The organism is Solibacillus sp. FSL W7-1436, from assembly GCF_038007305.1.
In the GTDB taxonomy this organism is placed as follows: Bacteria; Bacillota; Bacilli; order Bacillales_A; family Planococcaceae; genus Solibacillus.
This window is the reverse complement of record NZ_JBBOWV010000001.1, coordinates 3110884-3136208: the sequence shown is the minus strand read 5'-3', so window position 1 is coordinate 3136208 and position 25325 is coordinate 3110884. Positions and strand designations below refer to the sequence as shown.

Below are 25325 nucleotides of genomic sequence, written 5' to 3'. Positions count from 1 at the left end.
ACCTTACCTTTCTTGACTATATGTAACCACCATTCTATAATAATGACTAGTCGGTCACGTGTCAATTGAAAGGGGCTTGAAATTATTATGACAAGAAAACAATTGATCATCGATTCTGCACTTCATTTATTTGCCGAAAAAGGGATTGAAGCCACGTCAGTACAGCAAATCACTGATCATTGCGGGATTTCTAAGGGCGCCTTTTATTTATCGTTCAAATCAAAAGATGAGCTCGTTTTTTCTATTATTGAACATTTTATGAACAATATCATTCGTGAAGTTGACCAAGCAGTCAGTGAAGCACATACACCTTCAGATAAGCTCCATATCTATTTTGTTCAGACGATGAAAGTGTTATCACAATATGCGGGATTTGCGGATATTTTGATGAAGGAAAATGTTTCAGCCATCAATAAAGCATTAATTGAACGGATTCATTATTATGTAGAGCTTTCCAATAAAAATTTGGAGAAGCTGTTATTCGAAGTTTTTGGCGATCAAATCGAAGGAAGACAATATGATTTAGTCGTTATTATCAATGGAATGGTCCAATCGTATATGCAGTATATTTTCGATTCGTGCCAGCCGTTCGATTCGGGGAAATTTGCAGATTCGCTCGTTGAGAAGACGACTTTATTAGCAACAAAAAGCAAAATCGCACTGCTTGAACATCCTTCCCAATTTTACAAACGGATCGAAAATTATTCAAGTGACCATATAATGGAGGATCTGTTATCGCTGCAGCAACAGACTACCAACAATTTAGAACTCGATTCCATCCGGTTATTAATGGAAGAACTGAAAAGCGAAAATCCAAGAAATGCGATCATTATTGGTCTTGCCGCCAATTTAGAGAAGAACGAATGCTTTAATTGGATTACATTATATTTGAAAAAGCAGTACAGTTAAAACGAGAGGGACTCCATAAACATGGGTCCCTCTCGTTTTATTTTTCGTTCAGGAAACGGATGATTTCTCTTGCTACAGTTTGCGCATCTTCCACCATACCGAGATGTCCTGTATTTGTTGTTACTTTCTCCACATTCGGATTGGATGTCGTAATCGGCGTAACCGCTTTGTCCTGTTCTCCTTCGATTACAAGGATCGGGATCGGTAACGTATCGACCAGGTCTCGCTGGTTTGGACGTGATTTCATCGCACCGAGTGCCGCAATGAGCCCTTCTTCCTTTGCTTCATAGGCAACTTCTTTTGCAAACAGCACATCTTCCGTGTCAGCATCAGGCGCAAGGAAATTATGAATAATTCCATCGACAAACGAACCCGTTCCATGTTCCTGAATCTCTTCCTGCTGCTTTGTTCTCTTATCGATAGCTTCCGGTGTGTCCGATGAATCGGATGAATACAATAAGACAGCCTTTTCGATTTTAGTATATTGTTTCTCGATTGCGGCCAATGTAATATAGCCTCCCATTGAATGCCCGATCCAGTAAGCCTTTTCAACTTTTTCTGTTACTAATACATCGATTATATCTTCGGCATAGCGATATACTGTATATTCCCCTTCCGGCATTTCACTTTTACCATGCCCCGGTAAATCGATTGCAATTACGTCAAATTGTTTTGTTAATGGCTCCATAATTTTTTCGAATATTGCTGTACTCCCTAAAAATCCATGTACTAATACGACAACTTCCCCTGAACCATTTCGAGTGTAGTTTAACATCTAACCAGTCCTCCCCTTATTTCATCTCTTATCCTTTACCGAATTTCTATAAAAATAAACTAAAACAGCCATTTTAAACGGATCGCTTAAAATGGCTGTTCACTAAACATAGGATTTCTTTCGTCTAAAGGTCGGTTTGACTTCCGCAAACAATATCGCAAAGAAGATAAGGACACATCCAACAAGCATACGGCCTGTCAGAAGTTCGTTTAAAATAAGCACAGAGAACATCGTACCGAACAATGATTCCGTCGATAAAATAATGGCGGATTTGGTTGGGTTTGCATATTGCATTCCGATATTTTGACATACATATGCAACAGCAGTACAAAATATCGCCAAGTAAACAATGATCCCCAAGCCTTGTGAAGTATACGTCGTCGGTACTTCCCCAAGTATGACGACACTCATCACACTCAATATAGTCGCTGTATAAAACTGAACAATCGTCAGTGCTAAAGCATCTTCGGTTTTTACAAAAACATTCGTGTAAAAAATATCGAAAGCGAATCCGACCGCACAAAGAATCGATAAGAAGTCACCGATATTGATCGTCAGCGAATCCTGTAACGATAAAAACCCGATTCCAACAACGGCTACACCGGCTGCGATAAACTCAAACCGGTCAATTCTTCTTTTGTAGATGACATAAGCGATAATGGGAACGATAATGACATTAATCGCTGTCAGGAATGCATTTTTAGAAGGTGTTGTATATTCCAGGCCCATTGTCTGTAATGCAAATGCGACAAATAATATTGCTCCGAGAATTGCGCCTTTCCATACTACTGCCTTAGAAATGAGCTTTAATTTTTTATAGAAAATGAAGCTTAAAATAATGGAAGCCAATAAAAATCTTCCGGCCATCAATTGAAATACAGTCCAATGTTCAAGCCCTTTTGCCATTCCTACAAAACCGCTTCCCCACATTACGGCCGTGATGAGCATGAGCAGCTCACCTTTAAATTTTTGCATATGATTCCTTCTCTCTGTTGAAACTGTTGTTAAAATTTAATATGTATAATTAGTAATTGAAGAACAAACTATTAATACCATAAGCAATCTTCCACGAAAAAGAAAGCGAAAATTCAAAATCAATCCATACGAGCAAATAAGTTAGAATTTTTTGCTTGACCTTAGATTGTTAACAATGGTTTTTTATTAGCTTGGGAATGTATAATTTGAAATTTAATGTTAGTTTTGTTCGGAGGAGTTGATATATAAATCAAAATATAGTGTCGGATAATATGTTTATATAGATTGTAGGGAGTGCCTTCGGATTTGAAAATAACGGTAAATTTCCCGCTTATTTTTCAATTCTCCAATGCTTGGACCTATATCAATAGCAATTTAGCGGAATATCGTGTAAAATAAACTTTTAGAATAATTTAGGGACGTGAAAAGTTTGATTAAAATTGAAATGCCAAAACCAGATTTAGTAATTCGTCAACGCGAACAAGTGTTAAAACCAGGTGATGTGGAAATTACTCCATACTTCGGATTTATTGATTTCCATAAAATTACGCGCGACAAAGGCGGAATCTTCTTCTTCTACAACGAAAAGAATGAGCTTTTATTTGTAGGGAAAGCACGCAAAATCCGTCAGCGTATTAAAAAGCACTTCGAAGATAATGTATCACCAATGAAAAATCACCGTGCTGAAATCCACAAAATTGAAGTATATGAAATTGAAGATCCAATGGAACGTGAAATCTACGAAACATATGCGATCAATCAATTCCAGTCAAAATACAACATCGATAAAGTATTTTTCGAACGCGCATAATTAGTAGAACATAACCCAAAAACGCCAATTTTCTCCGAAAGAAAATTGGCGTTTTTTTGCTGAGCGTTAAAAATTGATTTCCATTCCGGGTCGGACGCTTTCCGCGGGCGTGGCCTGAGCCTGTAGTCTCAGGCGTCACGCTGTTCCCGCTGGAGTCGCCTCCCCTCCATTCCAATCAATTTTATTAAATTATTCGGTTTCTAATTAGTTAATCTTTTTATTACTCCGCTTTAAAATCGAGCATTTCGTTGATTTTCGATAGATCTTCCATAATGCCTTTTTTCTGGTTGGCGATGCCGTCATACCATTTGTTTAAAATGTCCTGCATGCCCTTTTCGATTTCCTTTCCTTCTGATACGAGCTGTACCATCACATCGATAACCTTTGTACGTTCTTCATAAAACTTGACACGTGCCGGGAAATCTTTGCCGATATTTTGCTTGAAAATATAACCGAGCTTAATGATTCCGTTATTCATCGTCTGTTCCGAGTAAAGCGTCGAACCGACAACTGCCAGACGCTCTTTTAAATCCGGATTTTCTTTAATATAATTTTGCATCAAAAGGGCTACTTCATCTGCAAACGATTTAAGTTTGTTGCGCTGGCCATCCATCAGTTCTTTGGATTCCTCAAAAATATTAAGCATCAGCTCTGTATGTTCCAGCATACTTTTTACTTTATTTAGTGGTTCTTCACTTGCACCATTCAGACGTACTTGAATTGTACGATATACATACTGGCGTTGCAGGTAAGCCGACAGTAATATAATCCCATTGTAATGAATGCTTGCTTCGTAATGTTGTTGTGTTATCATAGTAAAATCCTCCAACCGGTATGTCTATACACTGTTAACAATACCACATATTCAATCAGTTGAAAGGGAAAATTCAAACTATTTTCACTTTTTATACAAAAAAATTCCCGGAAAAGCTCCGGGAATTCCTTTATCGATTACACTGATGCGTAACCGACCAGTTTATTGAATTCATCCCAGTTTGTCAGACGCGGATATTGTACTGCCTGATTATACGACTGATTTTTCACGATGACTTTCGTTGTACTTCCCGCCAATGTGTTCAAAACAGCCGGCTTATCGTCTACATAAACGTCAAGTTCCAAACTTTTAATGATATCGATTTTCTCATGGTCTGCCATTCCGCAGTAAAAACGTTCATCCACCACCGGGAATCCTTGAGCTTTTACCCATGCACGGGTCTGTTCACAATACCCTTTCGGACGGGACGTTATATAATAAATTTCATGTCCTTCAGCTGCCAAAGCATTTAAAACTTCCTTTGCCCCTTCAAAGCTAGGACAGTCCGTGAAATAGATTTCTTCCATCGTATCTTTCCACATTTGGCTGCCTTCTTCATTCGTTAACCCAAATGATGCGTGAATTTCAACAGTCGGGATTGTATCGAAAACATCTTCGCCGATCGTCTTGTTCAATTTTTTATTGTATAAATGGAATGCATGTCGACGTAAATCGATTAACGTATCATCAATATCAAAACCAAATTTCATATCTCTCACCTAACTTAATACGAGAAAAGCTTCATGAAACTTTTGCTCTTTTTCTATTTGTATAGCCTGAATTTTTTCGATTTGTTTTTTTCGTGCCGTTGCACAGCTGACATAATCAAATTCGTCATTTTCCAGCAGCATTTGTGCCAGCATATGGGCATCCATTAACGAACTATTTAATCCGTAGGCGCCTGTAGGGGTCATTGTATGGACAGCATCCCCAATCAATGCGACACCTTCTTTTCCCCATTGTTCGGTCGTACTGCTGAATACATCAAGCAGCACAAAGTCTTTCCATGTCCGGATATGCTCCTGTACGACAGGCGCCAATTGGGGAAATGCTTTTACGAGCTTTTCTATAAACGGTATAAACGGCTGTTTGCGTAATTCCGGATAGCTGCCCTTTTCGATGTTCCAGCCAATTTGAACAAATCCCTTTGCCTGTGTAAACAAGGAAATTTGCATACCATCAACTAACGCCATTTTAATCGAAGGCGTCCACTTTTCAGGTGCCGGTATTCTCGCCCAAAGCAAATCATAGCCGTGATCACGGATCGTTACATCCAAATCCGCCAATTTTCTCACTGTAGAATAGCGCCCGTCCGCACCGATGATCAGCTGTGCTTCGATTGTCAGATCAGCATCACCTTGCTTGGCGCGAACAGCAGTATATTGTCCTTGTTCGTTTTGAATAAGCTCTTTAACCGTCGTATTCAACAAGTAGTTAAACGTTGGATAGCCTTTTGCCTGCTCGATAATTGCCTGAAGCAGATGAGCCTGCGGAACATGGATGCCCAAATGGCCTATAGCCGGATCCGGTTCAATTGTTTTAAACTTTTCACCGTTCATCCAATATTCCAATGTTTCCATGCGCAGCAAACCGAGCTGTTCAATTCGCTCAAAAAGCTCGTACTGTTTAAGAATCTGCTCGCCTTCCTCATTTAAATGTTCCCCGCGGAATGCCTTCGCAAAGTCATTAGTCCGCTCGATCAATAGAACCGACACATTATTTTTCGCCAATATATTGGCAAGCAGTGCACCACCAGGACCACCGCCTACAATGCAAACATCCACTTTTTTATTCATGTAAACCAGCCTTCTTTGGATAGGCGATGATACGCAAATCTTCCCCGATGCGAGTGACTTCACCGAATTCTAGCTGACTTGCCAAATCGATTGTTTCCACATCAGATCCGGTAAACGGCGTAATGGAGTTTTTACCTCCCAATACTTTCGGGGCAACATATACCATATACTGGTCAATAAAACCGCCCCGTAAAAATGATGCGTTTACATTGCCGCCACCTTCAACAAGCAGATGCGTAATTCCTTTTTTATATAAAGCTTTCAACATAGCCTCTATGCCTAAGCCTGATGATTCTTTTTCAACCCGAACAATCTCCACACCGTTGCGCTCCAGCTGCTGTGCCTTTTCTGCAGCTGAATCAAGTGAAGTAACAATGATTGTACGAGCTTCTGTCGTATCCGCAATATGCGCATCTACCGGCGTTTTCAGAGTACTATCCAAAACTACCCGAATCGGATTACGACCTTGCCGATCATCCTTCAGACGTGTCGTCAGTTTCGGGTTGTCATTTAAAACCGTTTGAACACCTACCAATATTCCGTCCGCTTCATGACGCAATTCATGGACATCCGCACGTGCTTCTTCACCTGTAATCCATTGTGAATGACCGTTATATGTCGCGATTTTGCCGTCAAGTGTCATCGCAAATTTCGCAACGACAAATGGACGCTCTGTCAGCATATTATGAATAAAACGTTCATTCAGTTTTTGGGCTTCCTCCTGAAGAATTCCAACTTCCACTTCGATTCCCGTTTCACGTAACAGACGAATACCGCGCCCTGCCACTTCAGGGTTTGGATCTTCCGTTGCAACAACAACACGTTTAAATCCGCTTTCTTTCAGCAGCTTTGCACATGGAGGTGTTTTGCCGTAGTGCGAACACGGTTCCAGTGTGACATAAATGGTCGCATCTTTTGTATGCTCGCCTGCCATGTTCACCGCATGTACTTCTGCATGGGGTTCCCCTGCTTTCCGGTGAAGTCCTGTACCGACGATGACGCCATCTTTTACGATAACGGCTCCTACTAACGGATTTGGATTTGTATTCCCTCTGGCGCTTGCCGCTAATTGGAGCGCCAGTTGCATATAGTCCTGATCAGTTTTCATTCGAAATTCTCCTTACACAGTTAGCTTTTCCACCATCGCGATATGTCCAGACTTTTCTACCTTTGTTTTCAAATACTGTTCATTCGTTTCCGTCAGGCCGCCCCATAATGGAATATGGCCATCCGCAAGTAATCCGTTCTCCTGCAGCGCTGCAAGCTTTTTCGGATTGTTCGTGATGAGTGTTACCGGTTTTGCACGTAATACTTGTAAAACGCGGATTGCATCATCATAAGAACGGACATCATCTTCAAAACCGAGTGCATGATTGGCTTCCACTGTATCAAACGCTTCTTCCTGTAATAGGTAAGCCAATGATTTAGAAAACAGCCCAATGCCGCGCCCTTCATGATCCGCTAAATAAAAGATCGCGCCACAGCCATGCTCGACAATCATTTTCATTGATTCATGCAACTGATAGCCGCAGTCACAACGCTGTGAACCGAAAATATCACCTGTATGACAAATACTATGCATGCGGATCAATGCATCGTCCTGGTTGGCAAAATCTCCATATATAAGTACAGAAGACTGCTGGCCAAATGCCAGATGCATTGACGGTACAGACTCAACCACCTGTTCTTTAGTAAGATTTTTTCCGACAGTCGTCCATGAATACCATTGGAATGTCGCTTCTAAATTTTCTTGTTTTATAGGTAGCTTTACCGGTCCGACTACTGCAATGTTTTGCAGGTCATCACGACTGATAAGCTGTATTTTATCTTCTAATATAGCCATTAATTTTTTCATCTGATCACCTTTAATTTTTATTAAGTTACTTTATGTAACCTAGTTTACAATAATAAGCGCTTATCGTCAAATAAGAGATTGGCATCTAATCTAAAAACAACATCTTTCTCCCAGAGAAAAATGTTGTTTTTTGGTGAAGTAAAATCGATTTCCATTTAAATCTATTTATACGTTTCTTAATTAGAGTTTCCTAAACCAATTAAATTTGGCCTTATAATAATCTGTTTCTTCTATCATACAGACCTTAAGCGGTTCTGGCTATCAGAAATGATAATCTTCTATTTTTTTCATCTTTTGTGCAATCATGCTTACTGCCACAAATGTAATAAGTGATGCGATGATTGGAATTGTAACGGAATGCATACCATAAATATTTTCCGCAAATCGGTAGATGACAATATATAGTGTCAGGCCGACAATCATCGAACTAATCGCCCCGTATTTATTGGCTTTTTTCCAGTACAGTCCAAATACGACACTCCATAGGAAGGCTGATTCCAGTCCGCCGAACGCAAACAGGTTCAGCATGATTAACAGCTCCGGCGGTTTCACGGCGAAAATAACGACCGCGATCCCGATAATGCTTGTCACCCAGAAGCTGCGGTTCTTAATTTGTGCATCGCTTGCTTTCGGGTTGATATAGTTTAAATAAATATCTTTTACAACTGTTGAACTTACTAGAATAAGCAGTGCATTGACCGTCGACATAATGGCGGCCATTGGTGCTGCAAGTACGATTCCTGCCAGTACCGGCGGCAGCACTTCCAATGTCAGCAACGGCATAACTTTATCGCCGACTTCAATACCCGGCATGACCGGACGTGCAAAAACACCGATTAAATGCATGCCGAACATGATTGTCCCAATTCCGATTGTACCGATTAGAATCGCTTTATGTAAGCTTTTCGAATCTTTGTAGCTCATCGCGCGAACTGCAATTTGAGGCAACCCGATGACACCCAGTCCGATTAAAATCCAAAATGTTGATACATACAATGGTGTCAGATTTTGTTCTGCACCAAACGGCGTCACTAAATTCGGATTTTCCGCAACGAGCCCTTGCATGATCGTATCAACACCGCCACCGGCAATGACCGTAGCAATAAGCAGGATGACTGTACCGACAATCATGATGGACCCCTGCATTGCATCCGTTAACGCGACCGCCCGGAATCCGCCGATAATTACATATGCCAAAACGGCTACCGCGAAAATGAGCAGTGCATTTGTATAGGACAGCCCTGTCAATGATTCAATCAGACGTGCACCACCTACCCATTGCGCTGTCATCGAGGCAAAAAGGAAAATGATGATGCTGATCGCCGATAAAATAACGATCGTATGGCTGTCATAGCGTTTCTTTAAAAAATCGATCAATGTAATGGCTTCAATACGACGTGCAACAATCGCAAATTTCTTGCCGAGCACCATTAATACAAAATAACCTGCAGGCAGCTGTGCCATTGCTAACAGAACCCATCCAAGTCCTGTGTTATAGGCAACACCCGGTCCTCCGATAAAGCTTGAGGCACTGCCATATGTCGCCATCATCGTCATCGCCAGGATGAACCCGCCCATTTCGCGCCCGCCTAAAAAATACTCCTGTAAAAATGAATTCGATGTACGTACTTGGCGATTTGCCCAAATACCGATGCCAAAAATGATAATTAAAAATAGGAGTAATGGAATAATGACCGACCAATGTATCATTTTTGCTCGTCCTCCTCTTCAAGTGGGATATCTTTGAAGAAAAGTTTCATCGCAAGCCAGATTGCGATAATCATAAAAATGGTTCCTGCGATACAGCTATAGAAAAACCAAGCCGGGAATCCGAATACGTAATCATATTCCAAAGGGTCACCGGAACCGAGCCCATATGCAAATCCGAACCAGATTGCAAAATTGATGATGACAAGCACGACACCGATCAGTGCTTCTTTATGTGCGATTTTAAAACGCTTATCCTGCACATTAAACATCCTTTCTGTTTACCATTTGAATCTGCTGTAATTTGAGATTCTTTGGGAATTAACCGCTCTAAAGGTCCAATCATCTTTCAGAGACTTAACCTCTCTATTCTACGTTGCCAAACCGCGAAAGAAAAGACTTTGTCGACGATTTGTCTAGCAAAAATCGAAAAAAACGTCGTCTAAATTTATTAGACGACGTTCGTTTGGAAATTACAGTAATTCTTTGCGCAAATCTGCTGGAGATTTTGGTGATAATAAACCGTATGGAATATCGAATACCGTTTTTGCGCCTTTGTCCCCTTTTGCGTGCAATTTGTAGGCAGCACGTGCATAGGCAACGAGAACACTGGATGTGAACATCGGATTGGATTCAAGCGTTAAAGAAAATTCCATAATTTGCTTGTCTGATTCGCCTGATTGACCGGAACGGATTACAAACCCGCCATGTGGCATCCCTTGGTGATTTTCTTTAAATTCCGCTTCTGTAATAAAGTTCACCGTTGTATCATAGTCCGCAAAATAGTTTGGCATCTCTTTAATTTCTTTTTCGATCGCGGCTGCATCCGCACCTTCAGCTAATACAACAAAGCATTCACGGGCATGTTTTTCACGTGTTGTCAGCTCAGGATTTTCACCATTGCGCACACGGTTAACCGCTTCTTTAATCGGCAAAGTGTATTGGACTGCATTTTTTATCCCTTCAATGCGTCGTACTGCGTCTGAGTGGCCTTGGCTTAAGCCGTCGCCCCAGAACGTATATGTATTTCCTTCAGGCAGAACTGTTTCACCTAGTAAACGGTTCAATGAAAATAACCCTGGGTCCCAGCCAACCGAGATGATGGATATTGTATCACTTTTTTGTGCTACGGCGTCGACCGCATCAAAGAATTCCGGGATTTTTGCATGCGTATCATAACTGTCAATCGTGTTGAACCATTGCGCAAAATGCGGAACCTGCTCAGGTAAATCGGTTGCAGAACCGCCACATAAAATCATAACATCAATCTGTTCTTTATATTTATGTGCATCATCCACCAAATAAACCGGTACATTTGATGAGTGGATAGCAACTGAAGCAGGATCACGACGCGTAAACACCGCTACCAATTCCATGTCACCATTTTGACCGATTGCCGCTTCCACTCCTCGCCCTAAATTTCCGTAACCTACAATACCAATGCGAATTTTACTCATTATTTATTCCCCCAACTTCATTATTCGATGATTTTCTCTTTACATGACGATGTAAATTCAGAATTTTCATCTAAATTATATTTCATCATACAGTTTCATTTTTATGAATACAATAATTTTCGTGAATTTCACAAGAAATGTTATCTTTCGCGCATTGCATGTATTATTCGCTCAAAAGTGTTTTCATTTTCTATTTAGGTAGATTTTTGATATACTCAGAAAGTAAATAAATAGATTAATTGGGGGAAAAACATGAAAAAGTTATCAGCGGTTTTATTAGCTTTCACACTTGTCTTTTCAAGTGTAGGAACGACAATTTTATTTGCAAATGATGCAGATACTGTAGAAGCAAAAGGATACAAGTCCGGTAAAAAAGGCTTCAACAGCAACAATACTAATATTCAAAAAAACAATAATGATGCAACAAACCCGACAACAACTAAACAAAATAACAATACAACAAAAAAGAATGACTCAAATACAGCATCTTCAAACAAAGGCGGCTTAATGAAAGGCTTAATGCTTGGTGGTTTAGCCGGTTTATTATTCGGCAGTTTATTTGCCGGCATGGGGATGTTAGGTAACATTTTAGGTCTGTTGATCAACGTAGCAGCCATTGCGGCGATTGTCTTCTTCCTAGTGAAGATTTATCAGTTAATCAAACGCAAAAAAGATAAAGAGGTTACTGACACGTGGAGAAACTAACATTACTTGAACAGGATTTAATTAATGCCGTTTGTCTGTTCCATGCAAAGTTCAAAAACGCAGCACCTGAAGAAGTGGAAGCGGAGCTGATGTATGATGATGTTGCCGGATATTCAGCGGAAGCTTTCTACAACGGACAACTGGAAGTATACAACTCTGTGAATTTCATCATGGCACTTCGTCTGTATATTGATGAGCAGCTTGGCCGTGATTCAATGTCAGCGCGTATTACACTGGCCATTGATGATGAAGAAGGCATGATTGCCAACGTAGAATTTTGATTAGATACCATTAGACCCGTCTCACTCGAAAGAGCAGACGGGTCTTTTTTGTTATGCAGCAGGCTGCACTTGCGAGTATGTATTCTGCCGTATAAATATAGCCTTGCGATGAATGCAAACAATGCCAGCACAGAAGCAGCAGCTAAATAAATGACCGGTGTTTTCCCGGTGAATGAAAAAACCACTAAAATGGTTGCCCAAATTAGTGGTTTAGTGGTTTAGTTGTTTAGTTGTTTAGTTGTTTAGTTGTTTAGTTGTTTAGTTGTTTAGTTATTCTGCTTTCGGCGCAGCTGTATCTACAATGCGGCCTTCAGTCGTAAATTTAATTTCTTCCATTGATAGTAATTGTTCTTTTAAGTTTTCCCAGTCCGATAATCCTAAGTCTGTTACACGGCCTTCTCCATATGCTTTTTCAAACATGCTGAAGCTGTCCCCGCCTTTTGCAGTATAAGCGTTTGTTGCTACTGTATACGTTTCGTTATCCGCAACATCTACGTAAGCTTTTGTTGCTTCATCGTAGTATTGCAATGAAACTACACGAGAACCTTCCTCTTTTGAAGAATCATACACCAGTTTCCCTCCAGCGATGTGAAGGAAGCCTCCATTTTCTCCAGGCGCAACTCTTACTGAGTGTTCAAATGCTTCTTTTAATTCTGCTCCTGTAACATCCATAAGAGCCAGTGTGTTACCAAATGGCAGTACATTAATTACTTGTCCTGTCGTAACATTACCGGCAGGAATTGCTGTACGGATACCACCGCCATTTTGCAATGCCATTACAACCTTTTTATCCGTATACTGTTTCGCTTTTGCCAGCATGCCGTCCGTAATGATATTACCTAATACCGTTTCGCTATTACGTACATTCACTAGTTGACCATCTGATTCACGAGGATTAACCAGGTCCTCAGCCAATGTAAGCCCGATTTCTGCATTATTAACCGCATCCACTTTTTCTTTAAATGGAGCAAGCATTTTTAAACCTTCAGCGTCGTCTGCAAGTTTACCGATTTCAACTAACTCACCGTCATGTTTAACGATGACACCATTTTCATCGAATTCAACATTTACTGTACCTAGGAAACCAGCATACTCTTTCGCCTGAACGATTAATGTAGCATCCTTTTTCTCGCCAACTGTGTTTGTATCGACTACGAATGGCTCTTTCAGCTCAGTATGTGAGTGACCGCCTACGATAATATCAATTCCAGGCACTGATTTTGCTAGAATTTGATCATTATCATATGCAGGGTTATCGTCAAATCCGATATGTGTAAGTGCGATAATTTTATCGACACCTTTATCTTCAAACGCTTTTACCGCTTTTTTCGCTTCGTCGATATAATTTTCAAACGCCACGCTGCCCGGTGAAGCGATGTCTTTCGTTTCAGCTGTTGTTAAACCGAAGATTCCGACTTTTTCACCGTCTACTTCTTTAATCATACCAGCATAAATCTTGCCGTTTTCCGGCTCGCTCGATACTAAATCCGAGAACATACCTGTAAACAGGCTGTCTTTTGTAAAGTCCACATTCGCCGTTAAAACCGGGAATTGAGACGCTTTAATGAAATCTGCCAATGCTTTATGTCCTTCCGGTGAAGAACCTAAGTCAAATTCATGGTTTCCTAATGTAATCGCATCAAATTTCAAGGCATTTAAAAACGGCAGATCTGCTTGTCCTTGGAATTCGTTGAAGTATAATGTACCGCTGAAAACATCCCCTGCATGCAATAAAAGCGCATCCGGTGTTTTAGCGCGTTGTTCCTTAACCGCCGTCATTAATTTCGGGAATGAATCAACACGTCCATGAGTATCGTTCACATGCATGATCGATAATTTATAATTGTCTGTTTCTGGTTCAGGCTGTGGTGCTGGTGCAGCTGCTGCAAGCATTGTTGCCAATACGCTTGACAGTTCACCACGAGTTAGTTGTTTCGTAGGATTGAACACTACTTTAGACTCTGTTAATAATGCCGTTGTATCAATCGGATATACCGCTGAAACGTTTGTTAAAATTTTAGCTAATTGATTATGCGTGATTTTATCCGCTGTACGGAATGTGCCGTCTTCATAACCATTTACAAATCCAGTAGCTACTAATGCCGCTATTTGACTGTAATACTGGTTTGACGTATTAATATCTTTAAAGTTAGGATTTTTTACGTTTGTTGTATCAAGTTTAAGAGCACCTGCAATCATTTTCGCTGCTTGTCCGCGAGTAACCGTTGCATCCGGTTTAAATGTACCGTCTCCAAATCCTTTTACGATACCTGCAGATGTTAATGCATTGATCCCTTCCGCGTATGGATGGCTAGCCGTCACATCCGTAAAAATTGTCTCTTCCGCCATAACACCTGTTGCTCCTACAGCTACTGCCGTAAATGCTGCTAAAGCTGTTGCCGAATACATTCTTTTCTTCTTCATCCAAAAGACCCCCCAAATTTTTAACCTTCCTTTTGATAGTAACTAAATATTATAAAAATTTCTACATTTTCCGGAAAATTTTACTGTTAATTAACAAAAAATACATTCTTTAGGTCCTTTTAGTCAATCGAGTAGGAGGGAGTGATTAACTCCCGACCTCTCACACCACCGTACGTACGGATCCGTATACGGCGGTTCAATTAAGATGAATAACGCAAAGTTTCATAACGAACTTGCAGACTTTTCAGCCCTTGGCTTTCCCAATAGGAATTGCCGAGGGTTCTGTGTAATATGGGGCTTTTAGAAATGCGCCAGTACCCTTTTCGGGTGTTTCCCCATTCGTATGCTTTCCCATAAGGTACTTTTAAACGAATAAGATTTCTGACTCTTGTTCGGGGGTTCTTCCAATTCTTCCATAGACACATACGTAATCTTCGTTTAATCCATCCATCTAATGCTTTAAATATTGAAGGAGTATCCGCTAAAGCGAAATATCCACACCACCCTATCAGATATTGGTTCAACTTTTCAATTCGGTATTCTATGGAATAAGGCATCTTTCTTGAGGTAATTTCTCGTATTTTCTTCTTCATTCGTACGAGACTTAATTTCGCAATGCGAACTTTCGGTTCTTTATGATTCGTAAAACTAAAACCTAGGAATTTACGATTCCATGGACGGTCTACTGCTGATTTCTTTTCATTTACTTTTAAACGAAGTTTACCCTCGATGAATCGCTGTACACTTGCCATCACCCGTAATCCAGCACGTTCGGTTTTCACATAAATATTGCAATCATCTGCGTAGCGAACGAATTTATGTCCTCGTTTCTCTAGCTCTTTATCGAGTTCATCTAAGACGATATTAGAAAGTAGCGGACTTAAAGGACCACCTTGAGGGGTCCCTTCTTCTGTACTTGAAATTACTCCATTAATCATGACACCCGCTTGGAGATATTTACGAATAAGTTTTAATAACGGTTTATCTGAAATTCGTTTTGCTAATGTTCCCATTAGGCGGTCATGATTAACCTTATCAAAGAATTTCTCTAAATCCATATCAATTACCCATCGGTATCCCTCTTTTAAATAGCCTTTTGCCTTCCTCACCGCATCATGAGCACTCCGATTTGGACGGAATCCATAGCTGTGGTCCGAAAATGTTGGGTCATATTCTTTTGATAAAATCTGCGAGATGGCTTGCTGAATCAAACGGTCCGTCACGGTTGGTATTCCTAATAGACGCACACCGCCGTCTGGTTTCGGGATTTCGACACGACGGACTGGTTGCGGTTCGTAGGTACCATTCAAAATCTGCGATTTTATGGTTTCCCAATTTTCGAGGATGTGCTGTCGTAAGGTTTGTACGGGCATCATGTCTACTCCATGGCTTCCTTTATTCGCTTCTACTCGCTTTAATGCTTGTATCATGTTTTGCCGTTCCAAAATTTGATTCAACATCACCATTTTGTTCCTTTCCGTGAATAGCTGTTCTTCTCTTGCCCAACTGGACTACACCCTCCGCAAATACCCTCGTGGGATTCACCACTACTTTCTAAGCGTGAGGTTTCTCCTGTTTTCTGTGTTCATCCGTCCAGGTTGGAAAGCCAAGGGCTATTCTCTCTTAATTGTTCAGTCCTTCCAAGTAATTCTAGACTTACTTGTACTATGACCTCTGCTGACTTCTGACAGTTCAGCTACTTGTCACCAAGTAGGTTATGAAGGGTACTTCACATTCCTGTCAGACCTCCCCGGGTAAGCGTACGCACTTTCACACCATCTATCCGCCTCATTTACTAAATATGACCTTCGACAGAAGGGACTTTGTTTTGTTATGCAAACTCATCCAATCACACCTAGCCTTCTATGAGATTCGTGTTCCTCGGACCGGTGTTTTGCCTCCAGCTTCCTTCAGATTCCGCGTCACCACGGACACCCTTGCTCTTGGCTAACCTCTACTTCTGTCTTCGGGGTTCGGGACTTGCACCCTATAGTTCGTACGCATGCCGGGCGCACAAAAAAAGACAAAGCCAATCGAAATTGACTTTGTCTTTCTAATTATAGAATGGAATTATTGTTGTGCAGCTTTAGCACGTAATACCATTTGCAGGATACCACCGTGACGGTAGTAGTCTACTTCTACTTCAGAGTCGAAACGAGCTAACGCTTTGAACTCAGTTACATTTCCTTCTGGAGAAGTTGCAGTAACAGTTAGGATATCACGTGGTTTAACATCATCAGTTAAGTTAACGTCGATTGTTTCGTCACCTTTTAATCCTAAAGTTTCAGCTGATTCGCCAGCCATGAATTGTAATGGTAATACACCCATCATTACTAAGTTTGAACGGTGAATACGCTCGTAAGATTGTGCGATTACAGTTTTAACGCCTAGTAAGAATGTACCTTTAGCAGCCCAGTCACGAGATGAACCCATACCGTAGTCGTTACCAGCTAATACTACTAAGCCAGTACCTGCTTCTTTGTACTTCATGCAAGCATCGTAAATGTACTCAACTTCGCCTGTTGGCCAGTAAGTAGTGAAACCACCTTCTGTACCTGGAGCGATTTGGTTACGGATACGGATGTTAGCGAATGTACCGCGCATCATTACTTCGTGGTTACCACGACGAGAACCGTAAGAGTTGAAGTCACGGATTGCAACACCGTTTTCGATTAAATACTTACCAGCTGGTGTATCTTTACCGATTGCACCTGCAGGAGAGATGTGGTCAGTAGTGATAGAGTCACCGAACTTAGCCATTACACGCATTCCAGCTAATGTTTGGATAGCATCTGGCTCTTTAGAAAGACCAGTGAAGAATGGTGGGTTTTGGATGTAAGTTGATTTTTCATCGAAAGTATATAAGTTTTCAGTTGAAGTTTCGATTGCATTCCAAGCTTCGTTAGCAGTGAATACTGTTTCGTATTCTTTTTGGAATAATTCACGAGTTACAACTTTATTTAATACTTCGTTAACTTCTTCAGTTGATGGCCAGATATCAGCGAAGAATACTTCTTTGCCTTCTGGAGTTACAGCGATTGCGTCTTTTTGTAGATCGATATCTACAGTACCCGCTAAAGCGTAAGCAACAACTAATGGTGGTGAAGCTAAGAAGTTAGCTTTTACTAATGGGTGTACACGACCTTCGAAGTTACGGTTACCTGATAATACAGATGTTACGAATAAATCGTTTGATTTGATTGCATCTTCGATTTCTGGCAATAAAGGACCAGAGTTACCGATACATGTTGTACAACCGTAACCAACTGTGTTGAAACCGATTTGGTCGAAGTAGTCTTGTAAACCTGATTCTTCTAGGTAGCCAGTTACTACTTTAGAACCTGGAGCTAATGAAGTTTTAACCCACTTAGCAGGTTTAATACCTAACTCAACAGCTTTTTTAGCAACTAAACCAGCAGCTAATAATACGTATGGGTTAGAAGTGTTTGTACAAGAAGTGATTGCTGCGATTGCTACCGCACCAGCCGGAATTTCAACTGCACCTTCTGCAAAGTCAGCAGTAGATGTTTTTGAGAATTCTTCTTCTGTTAAACCGAAACCTTGTGTACCTTGAGGAGCTACTACTGACTCACGGTAAACGCGTTTCATTTCAGTTAAAGGAATTAAATCTTGTGGACGCTTAGGACCAGAAAGGTTAGCTTCGATGTCCGCTAAGTTAATTTCTAAAACATCAGTGTAAACAGGCTCTAAGTCCGGGTTGAAGAACATGTCGTTAGCTTTTAAGTAAGCTTCAACAACAGCAATGTGCTCTTCGTCACGGCCAGTTAAGCGCATGTAGTTTAATGATTCTTCGTCAACTGCGAAGAAACCACAAGTAGCACCGTATTCTGGAGCCATGTTTGAGATTGTAGCACGGTCAGCTAATGGTAAACCAGGTACGCCAGGTCCGAAGAACTCAACGAATTTGTTTACTACGCCGCGAGCACGTAATACTTGAGTTACTTTTAATGCTAAGTCAGTAGCTGTAGTACCGTTTGGTAATTCGCCTACTAATTTAACACCGATAACATCAGGAATTGGGAAGTAAGATGGTTGACCTAACATACCAGCTTCAGCTTCGATACCACCAACACCCCAACCTAGAACACCGATACCGTTGATCATAGTTGTGTGAGAGTCAGTACCTACTACTGAGTCAGGGAATGCTACTAAACCTTCTTCTGTTTCGTTAACGTGAACGATTGGAGCTAAGTACTCTAAGTTAACTTGGTGTACGATACCAGTTGCTGGTGGTACAGCGCGGAAGTTATCATAAGCAGTTTGAGCCCATTTTAAGAAGTTATAACGTTCAGCGTTACGCTCGAACTCTAAATCCATGTTCGCTTGTAATGCTGCTGCGTTACCGTATTTATCTACTTGTACTGAGTGGTCAATTACAAGGTCTACAGGAATTGCAGGGTTGATTTTAGCTGGGTCTCCACCCATTTCTTTCATTGCAGAACGTAATGAAGCTAAGTCAACTACTACTGGAACACCAGTGAAGTCTTGTAATACTACGCGTGAAGGTTTGAATGGTACTTCAGCATCAGCATTGTGATTACCGAAGTTAGCTAAATCATTAACGTGCTCGTCTTTAATTACATAGTTATCATATTGACGTAATACTGATTCTAATAATACTTTAATTGAATAAGGTAGGCGTGATACTTTTGCGATACCAGCTTCTTCGATTGCAGCTAAACGGAAATAGTTATAAGTTTTACCGTTAACTTCAAAAGTCGAACGACTGTTGTGTAAGTTTGCCATGTTGTGTTCCCCCTAGTTTTTCTTAATTGAAAAGGTTGTGAAGCTCTTTTCTCCACAGTCAATAATAACGCACATTCATACATAAGTAAATTGCATTATTATTATCTTTTGCGATAAGTTAAAATTATGACCTATCGGAAATACCATTTTCTTCTGCAATACATTTAGAAATCCTACTTTGTCAGAAAGTTCTTCTCACACTGTTTTCCTCAACATTTTCATCATGCATTTTAATTGGCCAACAATTTTAGTACATCTGATAAATTAAAATAAATTTATTATTGTACTAAAATAAAGTTCTTAGCTTAATTTGAGCCATTGCTGAATGAATGCGGATACAATACTGCGCAATTTTTCATTCCGATTGGCAAATTTCAAATAAAAGTAGAGCGTTTTTGCCAAGTTCAGCTGATTTGTTCTCGCTTTAAACCAAAGTTCATCATAGCCGCGCTCAAAGGCGACCATTTCTAGCTGGTCAAACAGCTGTTCAAACCATTCAATGAACAGTTCTTCATCGATCTTTTTGGCTGACAATGCCTGGATAATATTGCAGAAACGTTCTTCCTCGTCATCGACAAATACATAGCCCTTCCAAATATTTGCGCGGATTGCCTGCAGTATCTGGGCCGTAAAGCGAATCGGATAAAGCGGATGCGCAATAATGGCGCTGATTAACTCCGTTGTATTTGGAACGCTGTGCGCCCACCCCGACTTCGAATCGACGAAGCTTCGCAAATCCTGCTCCTTCGCCAATAGAGCCACCGCATTTTGTGCAAGCAGCTCCAACTGCTCACTTGTTAAAATGGCAAGCTGTCGATCGGCATTCACGATTGCCGCCAAAAAAAGAGCCGCATAGGAACGCTGAAAAACGGATGTCGTCCCTTTTTCGCCGATATTGTAAAGTAAACCGTCTGCTGAAGAAAGTTTGCTTACAAAACCGGCAATCACTTCTTCGCCAAGTGCATTTTCCGATAACAGCAAAATGAACAGGCGGTAATTCAGCTGGTCACGGATTGCTGTTTCTTCATGACCAATTGTCTCCAGTAAATCATCGAGTATCGACGGGTGCCCCTGTATAGATTGTTTTCGCTCTTCCGTCGTCATTTCAAAAAACTTTTCATAATCTTCCACTAACAAAAAGACGCCTCCTAACCAAATGCCTACCAATATTGTAAGAGACGTACGATCATTTGACTAGGTAAAAGCTCTTCTAATAGACGCACACCTTCTGAATATACCCGTTTTTCACAAAACAAATGCATCTTCTGCTTCAAATAATTCATTTACTTCAATAACGCGGTCCGAAAAGCGGTCGACAACATTCAGATCGACGGTATTGAATAAGTTGGTCAATACGATTGAAGTACATTCAAACTGTTTCTGCTTTTTTGTTTGCGCAAATTCTTCGATAAAACGTGACGGTAAAAAGCTGGACCCATCCGTTACGAACAGAAGATCCGCCTTTTTAAATTCACTTTTCTTCAATAGTTTCAATGCTTCCCTTAACGGCAGCTCATAATTCGTCCCTCCGCCGATGAAACTTTCACTGAACTGAATGAGATCCTGGGTCTTTGCCTGACCTTTTCTGAAAAATTTAATTTCCCCCACATTTGTCGCAAAAGGGATAATCGCAAAATCTCTTTTCTGTTTTTTGGCGATATTCAATAAGGCAATACAAAACGCCTTACTTTGGGCTTTAATCGATGTCATGGAACTGCTTTCATCCATGCAGACAATAATCGGCCCTCTTCCTTGGCGCTCTTTTCCCTTCTTATTAAAAACGAGTGTCTGCTGCTCGCTTAACCGTTTCAAAAAATCGAGCTTGCTATGTCCGAGCATGTAGTTGCCCAATTCGGCCGGCAACAGCCGGGACAGCTCATGGCCAAAAGTTACGGATTGATGCTGGATAGTCTCGTTTTGTTTAGATTTCTGTTTTCTTGTCGCAATTTTTTTAAACCGGCCTACCAATTCGGCAATTTTATGCAATTCCTTGCGCTCGCCAATCATTCTTGCCAGTTTGAACTGATCGCTTAAAGGGACTTGATCCATTTTTTTGCCGTCCATTGTGCCGACTTTCATGACCGCTGCTTTTGTATGATGAATATCCTTTTTGTTTTCCTGCAGCATCAGGCCGATTGATGTTTTGGATAACTGCTTTAAATACTCTTGTTTTTCCGGTAAATCAATAATTATATGCGGTGTTTGCTGCTGCTTTTCATAGGCTTCCAGTTGCTCGATCTCGAATGGATTCTTTTGTTCCTCATAATACTGGAAGCTTTTAAGAAGCTGTTCTGCGATGCTGACAGAAGTGAGGACGCTTAACAGCTCGTCACCTTTTGTCAGCTCATGCCATTGCATATATTCCTCATTTTTCAGCAGCTCGTCCACAAATTCATATTGCATTTTATCCAGCCGCTTTGCATTTACATTCAATACAGGCGCTTTATAATAGAAAGCATGCCAGCAATCTCCGATGATATTCGTAAAGCCCGGAACAATTTTTTCTCCTGCAATACAGCTGTCACTTAACAAAGTCGCCATTTTCAACAATTCGTTAAACCGTGTCTTCTGCTCTGCGCTTCCCTCAAAAACTGTACGGCTATAGATTACATGTATGTTCTCACTCAAAAAGCATCCCACCTTCTGTATTCTTTAAAACCCGATAACATCTGAAGTAATTCTGAGCAATTGTTTATGCATTTCCATCTTAAGCCTGTTTAATTCCGGACGACTCGGGATTTGACGGCTCATATTTTGCACTTCCATAAATAATGTTTTCCCCTTCAGCAGCAGTTGACTCAGCTCCGATTTGGCAAACGGGGAGTTTTGAAGCATCGCGTTCCTCGCAGTTAAAATAATCATGTCAAACTCGGTCGTTGTCCTGTGAATAAATGCTTCAACCGTATCAAAGGCCACTTCGTTAATAATTCGTTCCGTCACTGGCTTTTGTTCAGCCGTTTCCCATAAAATATTCGTCAAAATCGTCAGGTCATCCCGGATTACCTCAGCCCGTCCGTCTAAATACGCTTTCGCTTTTAAAACGGACAGGGACTGTTTAAAGCGGCGATCGGACGGACGAATGCCTTCATCTTGAAGTGCCTGCCTAATTTTAGCGAGCACTTTAAAAATTGTATCCGTAATCGCAACCTGATTCGTTTTTTGCTGATGTTCGTAAAGCTCGTCCAATGTTATTTTTGATACTTCCTTTTCACCAGTATCCTTTAACATTGCGATAAAGTCTTCTTCTTCCCGAATATAATTAACTTCATAGCGCAGCAAAAAACGGTCGAATAATGCCTCCAGCCCTTCCCCTTCTTCGATATATTCATTGGATGAACCGACCATCGTCAAAAGCGGTGAAGCAATCGGAATCCCGTTGTTATAATAGATTCGTTCATTGATCAGTGTCAGCAGTGAATTCAATATTGCGGAGTTTGCCTTAAAGATTTCATCAATAAATGCAAAATGGGCTTCGGGCAGCATTTTCGTCACATTCCGTTTATAAATTCCCTGTTCCAAATCTTTCAAAGAAAGGACACCGAACAATTCTTCAGGCGTACTGAAAGGCGTCAATAAATGCTGAAAACAATGAATTCCCTCTACAATGGAGCCAAGCATGGACGACAGCACACTTTTACCCGTCCCCGCCGGACCGATAAATAAAAGGTGCTGCCGTGATAATAGAGCAGTTAATAATGCATCAATCTCTTCTTCCCGGTCATAAAAACGTTCATTCAGTTGCTGACGTATCGTTTGCAGCTGTTCACACATTGATGGACCACCTTTCCTTTTTCCGTCAATCCTTTATCCGCACATTTATGTATTCCTCTCCTTATAACGTTACACTTCCTGTACGGTTTTTAAACCTTTTGCCCATCCCTCTTTCTCCCTTTAAATATCTAGGAATATTTCAGGTGAGTTTGCACTATTTTAGTAAGAGCAAAGGAAAAATTCTTTTCATGTTTTTACACAATTTTAATGGCAAATGATTAATTTTGTTATTTTACGTGAACATATTACATATAGCATGTTTTGTAGGAGGAATCGTATGGCGTTAGTAAGAGTGTCATCTTCAATTTTTTCACGCATTAAAACTATTCAAAAAGCTGTGCAACGAACAACAAGCCATGATGAAATTACCGTTGCATCCGGGACATATAAAGAAACTTTAACTTTTGAGGAAAACAGAACAGTTGCAGCACAAAAGGATGCAACCGTCTGCATAAAAGGTGCTATCGTGATCGCTGATAGTGCGACAGTCACATTTGAGAACATGACGATTCAACCTACGACGCAAATTTACGTAGAAGGTCAAATTATCTTGAAAAACTGCGTTATTCAAGGTGGTCGTACGAATGTACTGCTGGCATTGAACGGCGGAACAATACATTGTGAAAATACGGTATTCAGGGATGCACCGGATGCTGCCGTCACATTGATTTACAATAGTGAAGCCCAATTTGTACATTGTCATTTTGAAAACAATAAAAAAGTCCATATACTGGCGGAAAATTCAACGCTTCATTTGACGGATTGTACTCTATCCAAAGCAAATCAGGCGCTTTGGGTAAAAACACGTGCGAAAGCTTACTTAACCCGTGTGAAAGTCCAGCATCATTCCGGCACACAGCTGATTATTCAGGATCATGCCTTACTGGAAATGAATGCCTGCGAAGTAATGCATGGCGAAGGTAATGGTATATATGCATCAGACCATTCAAACATACATTTAACGAAAACAGCAATCCAACACCATCACCTACCCCAAATCTGGCTGCAAAGAAGTTCCCTGAACATAACAGATTGCCAAATTCAATACGGCAATGAATCCGGAATTATTTTACGGGACTATTCGGAAGCAATGATCGAGAATTCCCTGATTGCATTTCATAAAATCGCAAATATCCAGTTACTGCTCGAATCTTTCCTTAATATGACGAACTGTGAAGTGAACAGCTGCCAGGGCGTCGGAATTCATATTAAGGAAAAATCAATCGCCAATTTCAATGGTACGGTGTTTGCCTATAATGTGCTGCCGCAGCTCTTCATTACCGAAAATTCCATTTGTACAATAAAAGATGCGACCATTCAGGAAGGAAAACAGATCGGGGTTTACACAGAAAAGGGTGCTTCCTGTTCAATCGTTTCCAGTACGATAACAGGACATAAAAATGCCGCGCTAACGGTCATGGAGGCAGAATTATTCCTATTAAATACGACGGTTCACCATAACAAAGGCAATGGCATCTTAGCCGTCAATCATGCAAAAGCCTCTATGGACAACTGCCATTTCAACCACAATGACCTGGCACATATTGCCGGGAAAAATAACAGCAATGTGACGATTTACCAAAGTGAGTTAATCGGCGGGAAAAGTATCTTTGTCATGGACCAGTGTGAACTTGAGGTAACCGAATCGGTTGTTAAAGATGGGACGGGGATACAAATTGAAATGGTCGGCAATACGAATGCCAAAATTCAGCATTCTCAAATCAGCGGCGGTGAAACGAATGGGATTGTAGCGATGAAAGATACGTCCGTCCAAATTATCGGAAGCCAAATTTCCTGTCATAAAATGCCGCAGATTATCATCAATGACAGTTCACTCGTGTTAAAAGACAGCGAGTTGATGGAAGGTGAACGGAACGGGCTAATCATCGAAAACCATGCAGAGGCGTTAATTCAGGATACATTCATTTCCAATCATATGTATTCCCAGCTGTGGATCGACTCCGAATCTTCAGTTGAGCTGAATACTACCCAGATTATCGAGGGACATGAATCCGATATATTTGTTCAAAACAAATCGATTCTACACGCTTCAAAATGCATCATCCAAAATGCGAAGTTTGACTTCAACATTCAGGCAGTCAACTATTCAAAAATTTATCTGTCCGAAACAATGGTCGACAACTCATTCGGTTCCAAGTTTTACAGTGAAAATAACAGCGAAATTTCATCAAATCTGGATGAAATCAGCTAAAATATGACTACCTGCAACTTTTTTGGTTACAGGTAGTTTTTTTACGGCGATAAAAAACAATCTATC

21 protein-coding genes are annotated in these 25325 nt (G+C 40.7%); 5 read left to right on the top strand and 16 right to left on the bottom strand.

The genetic code is table 11. The features are described from left to right. Positions 1 to 87: 87 nt before the first annotated feature. Entirely contained in the window at positions 88 to 909 is an 822-nt protein-coding gene (locus MKX73_RS15440) for a TetR/AcrR family transcriptional regulator (protein ID WP_340718222.1), read from the top strand. A 37-nt stretch (positions 910 to 946) separates the two neighbouring features. On the opposite strand, the gene MKX73_RS15435 is transcribed toward MKX73_RS15440, so the two are convergent. Together MKX73_RS15435 and MKX73_RS15430 are read right to left on the bottom strand one after the other, a co-directional pair. Then, the gene (locus tag MKX73_RS15435) at positions 947 to 1684 is read right to left on the bottom strand and encodes an alpha/beta fold hydrolase (RefSeq protein WP_340718221.1); all 738 of its coding nucleotides are present in this window, start codon (positions 1682 to 1684) and stop codon (positions 947 to 949) included. A gap of 102 nt (positions 1685 to 1786) precedes the next feature. Then, positions 1787 to 2659, bottom strand: a complete 873-nt coding sequence (locus MKX73_RS15430) for a DMT family transporter (protein ID WP_340718220.1) — start codon at positions 2657 to 2659, stop codon at positions 1787 to 1789. 430 nt (positions 2660 to 3089) lie between these two features. Here MKX73_RS15430 and MKX73_RS15425 point away from each other — a divergent pair, with 430 nt between their 5' ends. Continuing rightward, a complete protein-coding gene (locus MKX73_RS15425; RefSeq protein WP_079526647.1) occupies positions 3090 to 3470 on the top strand; it encodes a nucleotide excision repair endonuclease in 381 nt (126 codons plus the stop codon). A 220-nt stretch (positions 3471 to 3690) separates the two neighbouring features. Here the strand turns inward: MKX73_RS15425 and MKX73_RS15420 are convergent, their stop codons facing one another. From MKX73_RS15420 to MKX73_RS15385, 8 genes are all read right to left on the bottom strand, one after another. Further along, positions 3691 to 4284, bottom strand: coding sequence for a transcriptional regulator (locus tag MKX73_RS15420; RefSeq protein ID WP_340718219.1), 594 nt, complete (start codon positions 4282 to 4284; stop codon positions 3691 to 3693). Between the two features lie 137 nt (positions 4285 to 4421). Beyond that, positions 4422 to 4994 carry a 5' nucleotidase, NT5C type gene (locus MKX73_RS15415; RefSeq protein WP_340718218.1) on the bottom strand — a complete coding sequence of 191 codons (573 nt, stop codon included), beginning with the start codon at positions 4992 to 4994 and terminating at the stop codon, positions 4422 to 4424. Between the two features lie 9 nt (positions 4995 to 5003). After that, positions 5004 to 6080, bottom strand: a complete 1077-nt coding sequence (locus tag MKX73_RS15410; protein WP_340718217.1) for an FAD-dependent monooxygenase — start codon at positions 6078 to 6080, stop codon at positions 5004 to 5006. Beyond that, complete coding sequence (gene ribD / locus MKX73_RS15405; protein ID WP_340718216.1) at positions 6073 to 7188, bottom strand: bifunctional diaminohydroxyphosphoribosylaminopyrimidine deaminase/5-amino-6-(5-phosphoribosylamino)uracil reductase RibD; 1116 nt, start codon at positions 7186 to 7188, stop codon at positions 6073 to 6075. The genes MKX73_RS15410 and ribD overlap by 8 nt, the downstream gene beginning before the upstream one ends. Before the next feature lie 12 nt (positions 7189 to 7200). Continuing rightward, positions 7201 to 7935, bottom strand: a complete 735-nt coding sequence (locus MKX73_RS15400; protein WP_340718215.1) for a GTP cyclohydrolase II — start codon at positions 7933 to 7935, stop codon at positions 7201 to 7203. Between the two features lie 261 nt (positions 7936 to 8196). After that, complete coding sequence (gene panF / locus MKX73_RS15395) at positions 8197 to 9642, bottom strand: sodium/pantothenate symporter (RefSeq protein ID WP_340718918.1); 1446 nt, start codon at positions 9640 to 9642, stop codon at positions 8197 to 8199. Next, entirely contained in the window at positions 9642 to 9905 is a 264-nt protein-coding gene (locus MKX73_RS15390) for a YhdT family protein (RefSeq protein ID WP_340718214.1), read from the bottom strand. Before MKX73_RS15390 ends, panF begins: the two co-directional genes overlap by 1 nt. Positions 9906 to 10115: 210 nt before the next feature. Beyond that, positions 10116 to 11099, bottom strand: coding sequence for a diaminopimelate dehydrogenase (locus tag MKX73_RS15385; RefSeq protein ID WP_340718213.1), 984 nt, complete (start codon positions 11097 to 11099; stop codon positions 10116 to 10118). 252 nt (positions 11100 to 11351) lie between these two features. Between MKX73_RS15385 and MKX73_RS15380 the strand changes: the two genes are divergently transcribed. Next, positions 11352 to 11804: a hypothetical protein gene (locus tag MKX73_RS15380; RefSeq protein ID WP_340718212.1), complete on the top strand. Its 453-nt coding sequence runs from the start codon at positions 11352 to 11354 to the stop codon at positions 11802 to 11804. After that, entirely contained in the window at positions 11792 to 12085 is a 294-nt protein-coding gene (locus MKX73_RS15375; protein ID WP_340718211.1) for a YxcD family protein, read from the top strand. Before MKX73_RS15380 ends, MKX73_RS15375 begins: the two co-directional genes overlap by 13 nt. Positions 12086 to 12355: 270 nt before the next feature. On the opposite strand, the gene MKX73_RS15370 is transcribed toward MKX73_RS15375, so the two are convergent. From MKX73_RS15370 to MKX73_RS15345, 6 genes are all read right to left on the bottom strand, one after another. Further along, positions 12356 to 14509, bottom strand: a complete 2154-nt coding sequence (locus tag MKX73_RS15370) for a 5'-nucleotidase C-terminal domain-containing protein (protein WP_340718210.1) — start codon at positions 14507 to 14509, stop codon at positions 12356 to 12358. A gap of 200 nt (positions 14510 to 14709) precedes the next feature. After that, complete coding sequence (gene ltrA, locus MKX73_RS15365) at positions 14710 to 15972, bottom strand: group II intron reverse transcriptase/maturase (RefSeq protein ID WP_340718832.1); 1263 nt, start codon at positions 15970 to 15972, stop codon at positions 14710 to 14712. Positions 15973 to 16579: 607 nt separating this feature from the next. Further along, positions 16580 to 19276, bottom strand: a complete 2697-nt coding sequence (gene acnA / locus MKX73_RS15360) for an aconitate hydratase AcnA (RefSeq protein ID WP_340718209.1) — start codon at positions 19274 to 19276, stop codon at positions 16580 to 16582. A gap of 300 nt (positions 19277 to 19576) precedes the next feature. After that, the gene (locus MKX73_RS15355) at positions 19577 to 20407 is read right to left on the bottom strand and encodes a DUF2785 domain-containing protein (protein ID WP_340718917.1); all 831 of its coding nucleotides are present in this window, start codon (positions 20405 to 20407) and stop codon (positions 19577 to 19579) included. Positions 20408 to 20521: 114 nt separating this feature from the next. After that, positions 20522 to 21904, bottom strand: a complete 1383-nt coding sequence (locus MKX73_RS15350) for a vWA domain-containing protein (protein WP_340718208.1) — start codon at positions 21902 to 21904, stop codon at positions 20522 to 20524. A 24-nt stretch (positions 21905 to 21928) separates the two neighbouring features. Then, positions 21929 to 23047, bottom strand: coding sequence for an AAA family ATPase (locus MKX73_RS15345; protein ID WP_340718207.1), 1119 nt, complete (start codon positions 23045 to 23047; stop codon positions 21929 to 21931). A gap of 277 nt (positions 23048 to 23324) precedes the next feature. Here MKX73_RS15345 and MKX73_RS15340 point away from each other — a divergent pair, with 277 nt between their 5' ends. Further along, entirely contained in the window at positions 23325 to 25259 is a 1935-nt protein-coding gene (locus MKX73_RS15340; protein WP_340718205.1) for a right-handed parallel beta-helix repeat-containing protein, read from the top strand. Positions 25260 to 25325: the final 66 nt, after the last annotated feature.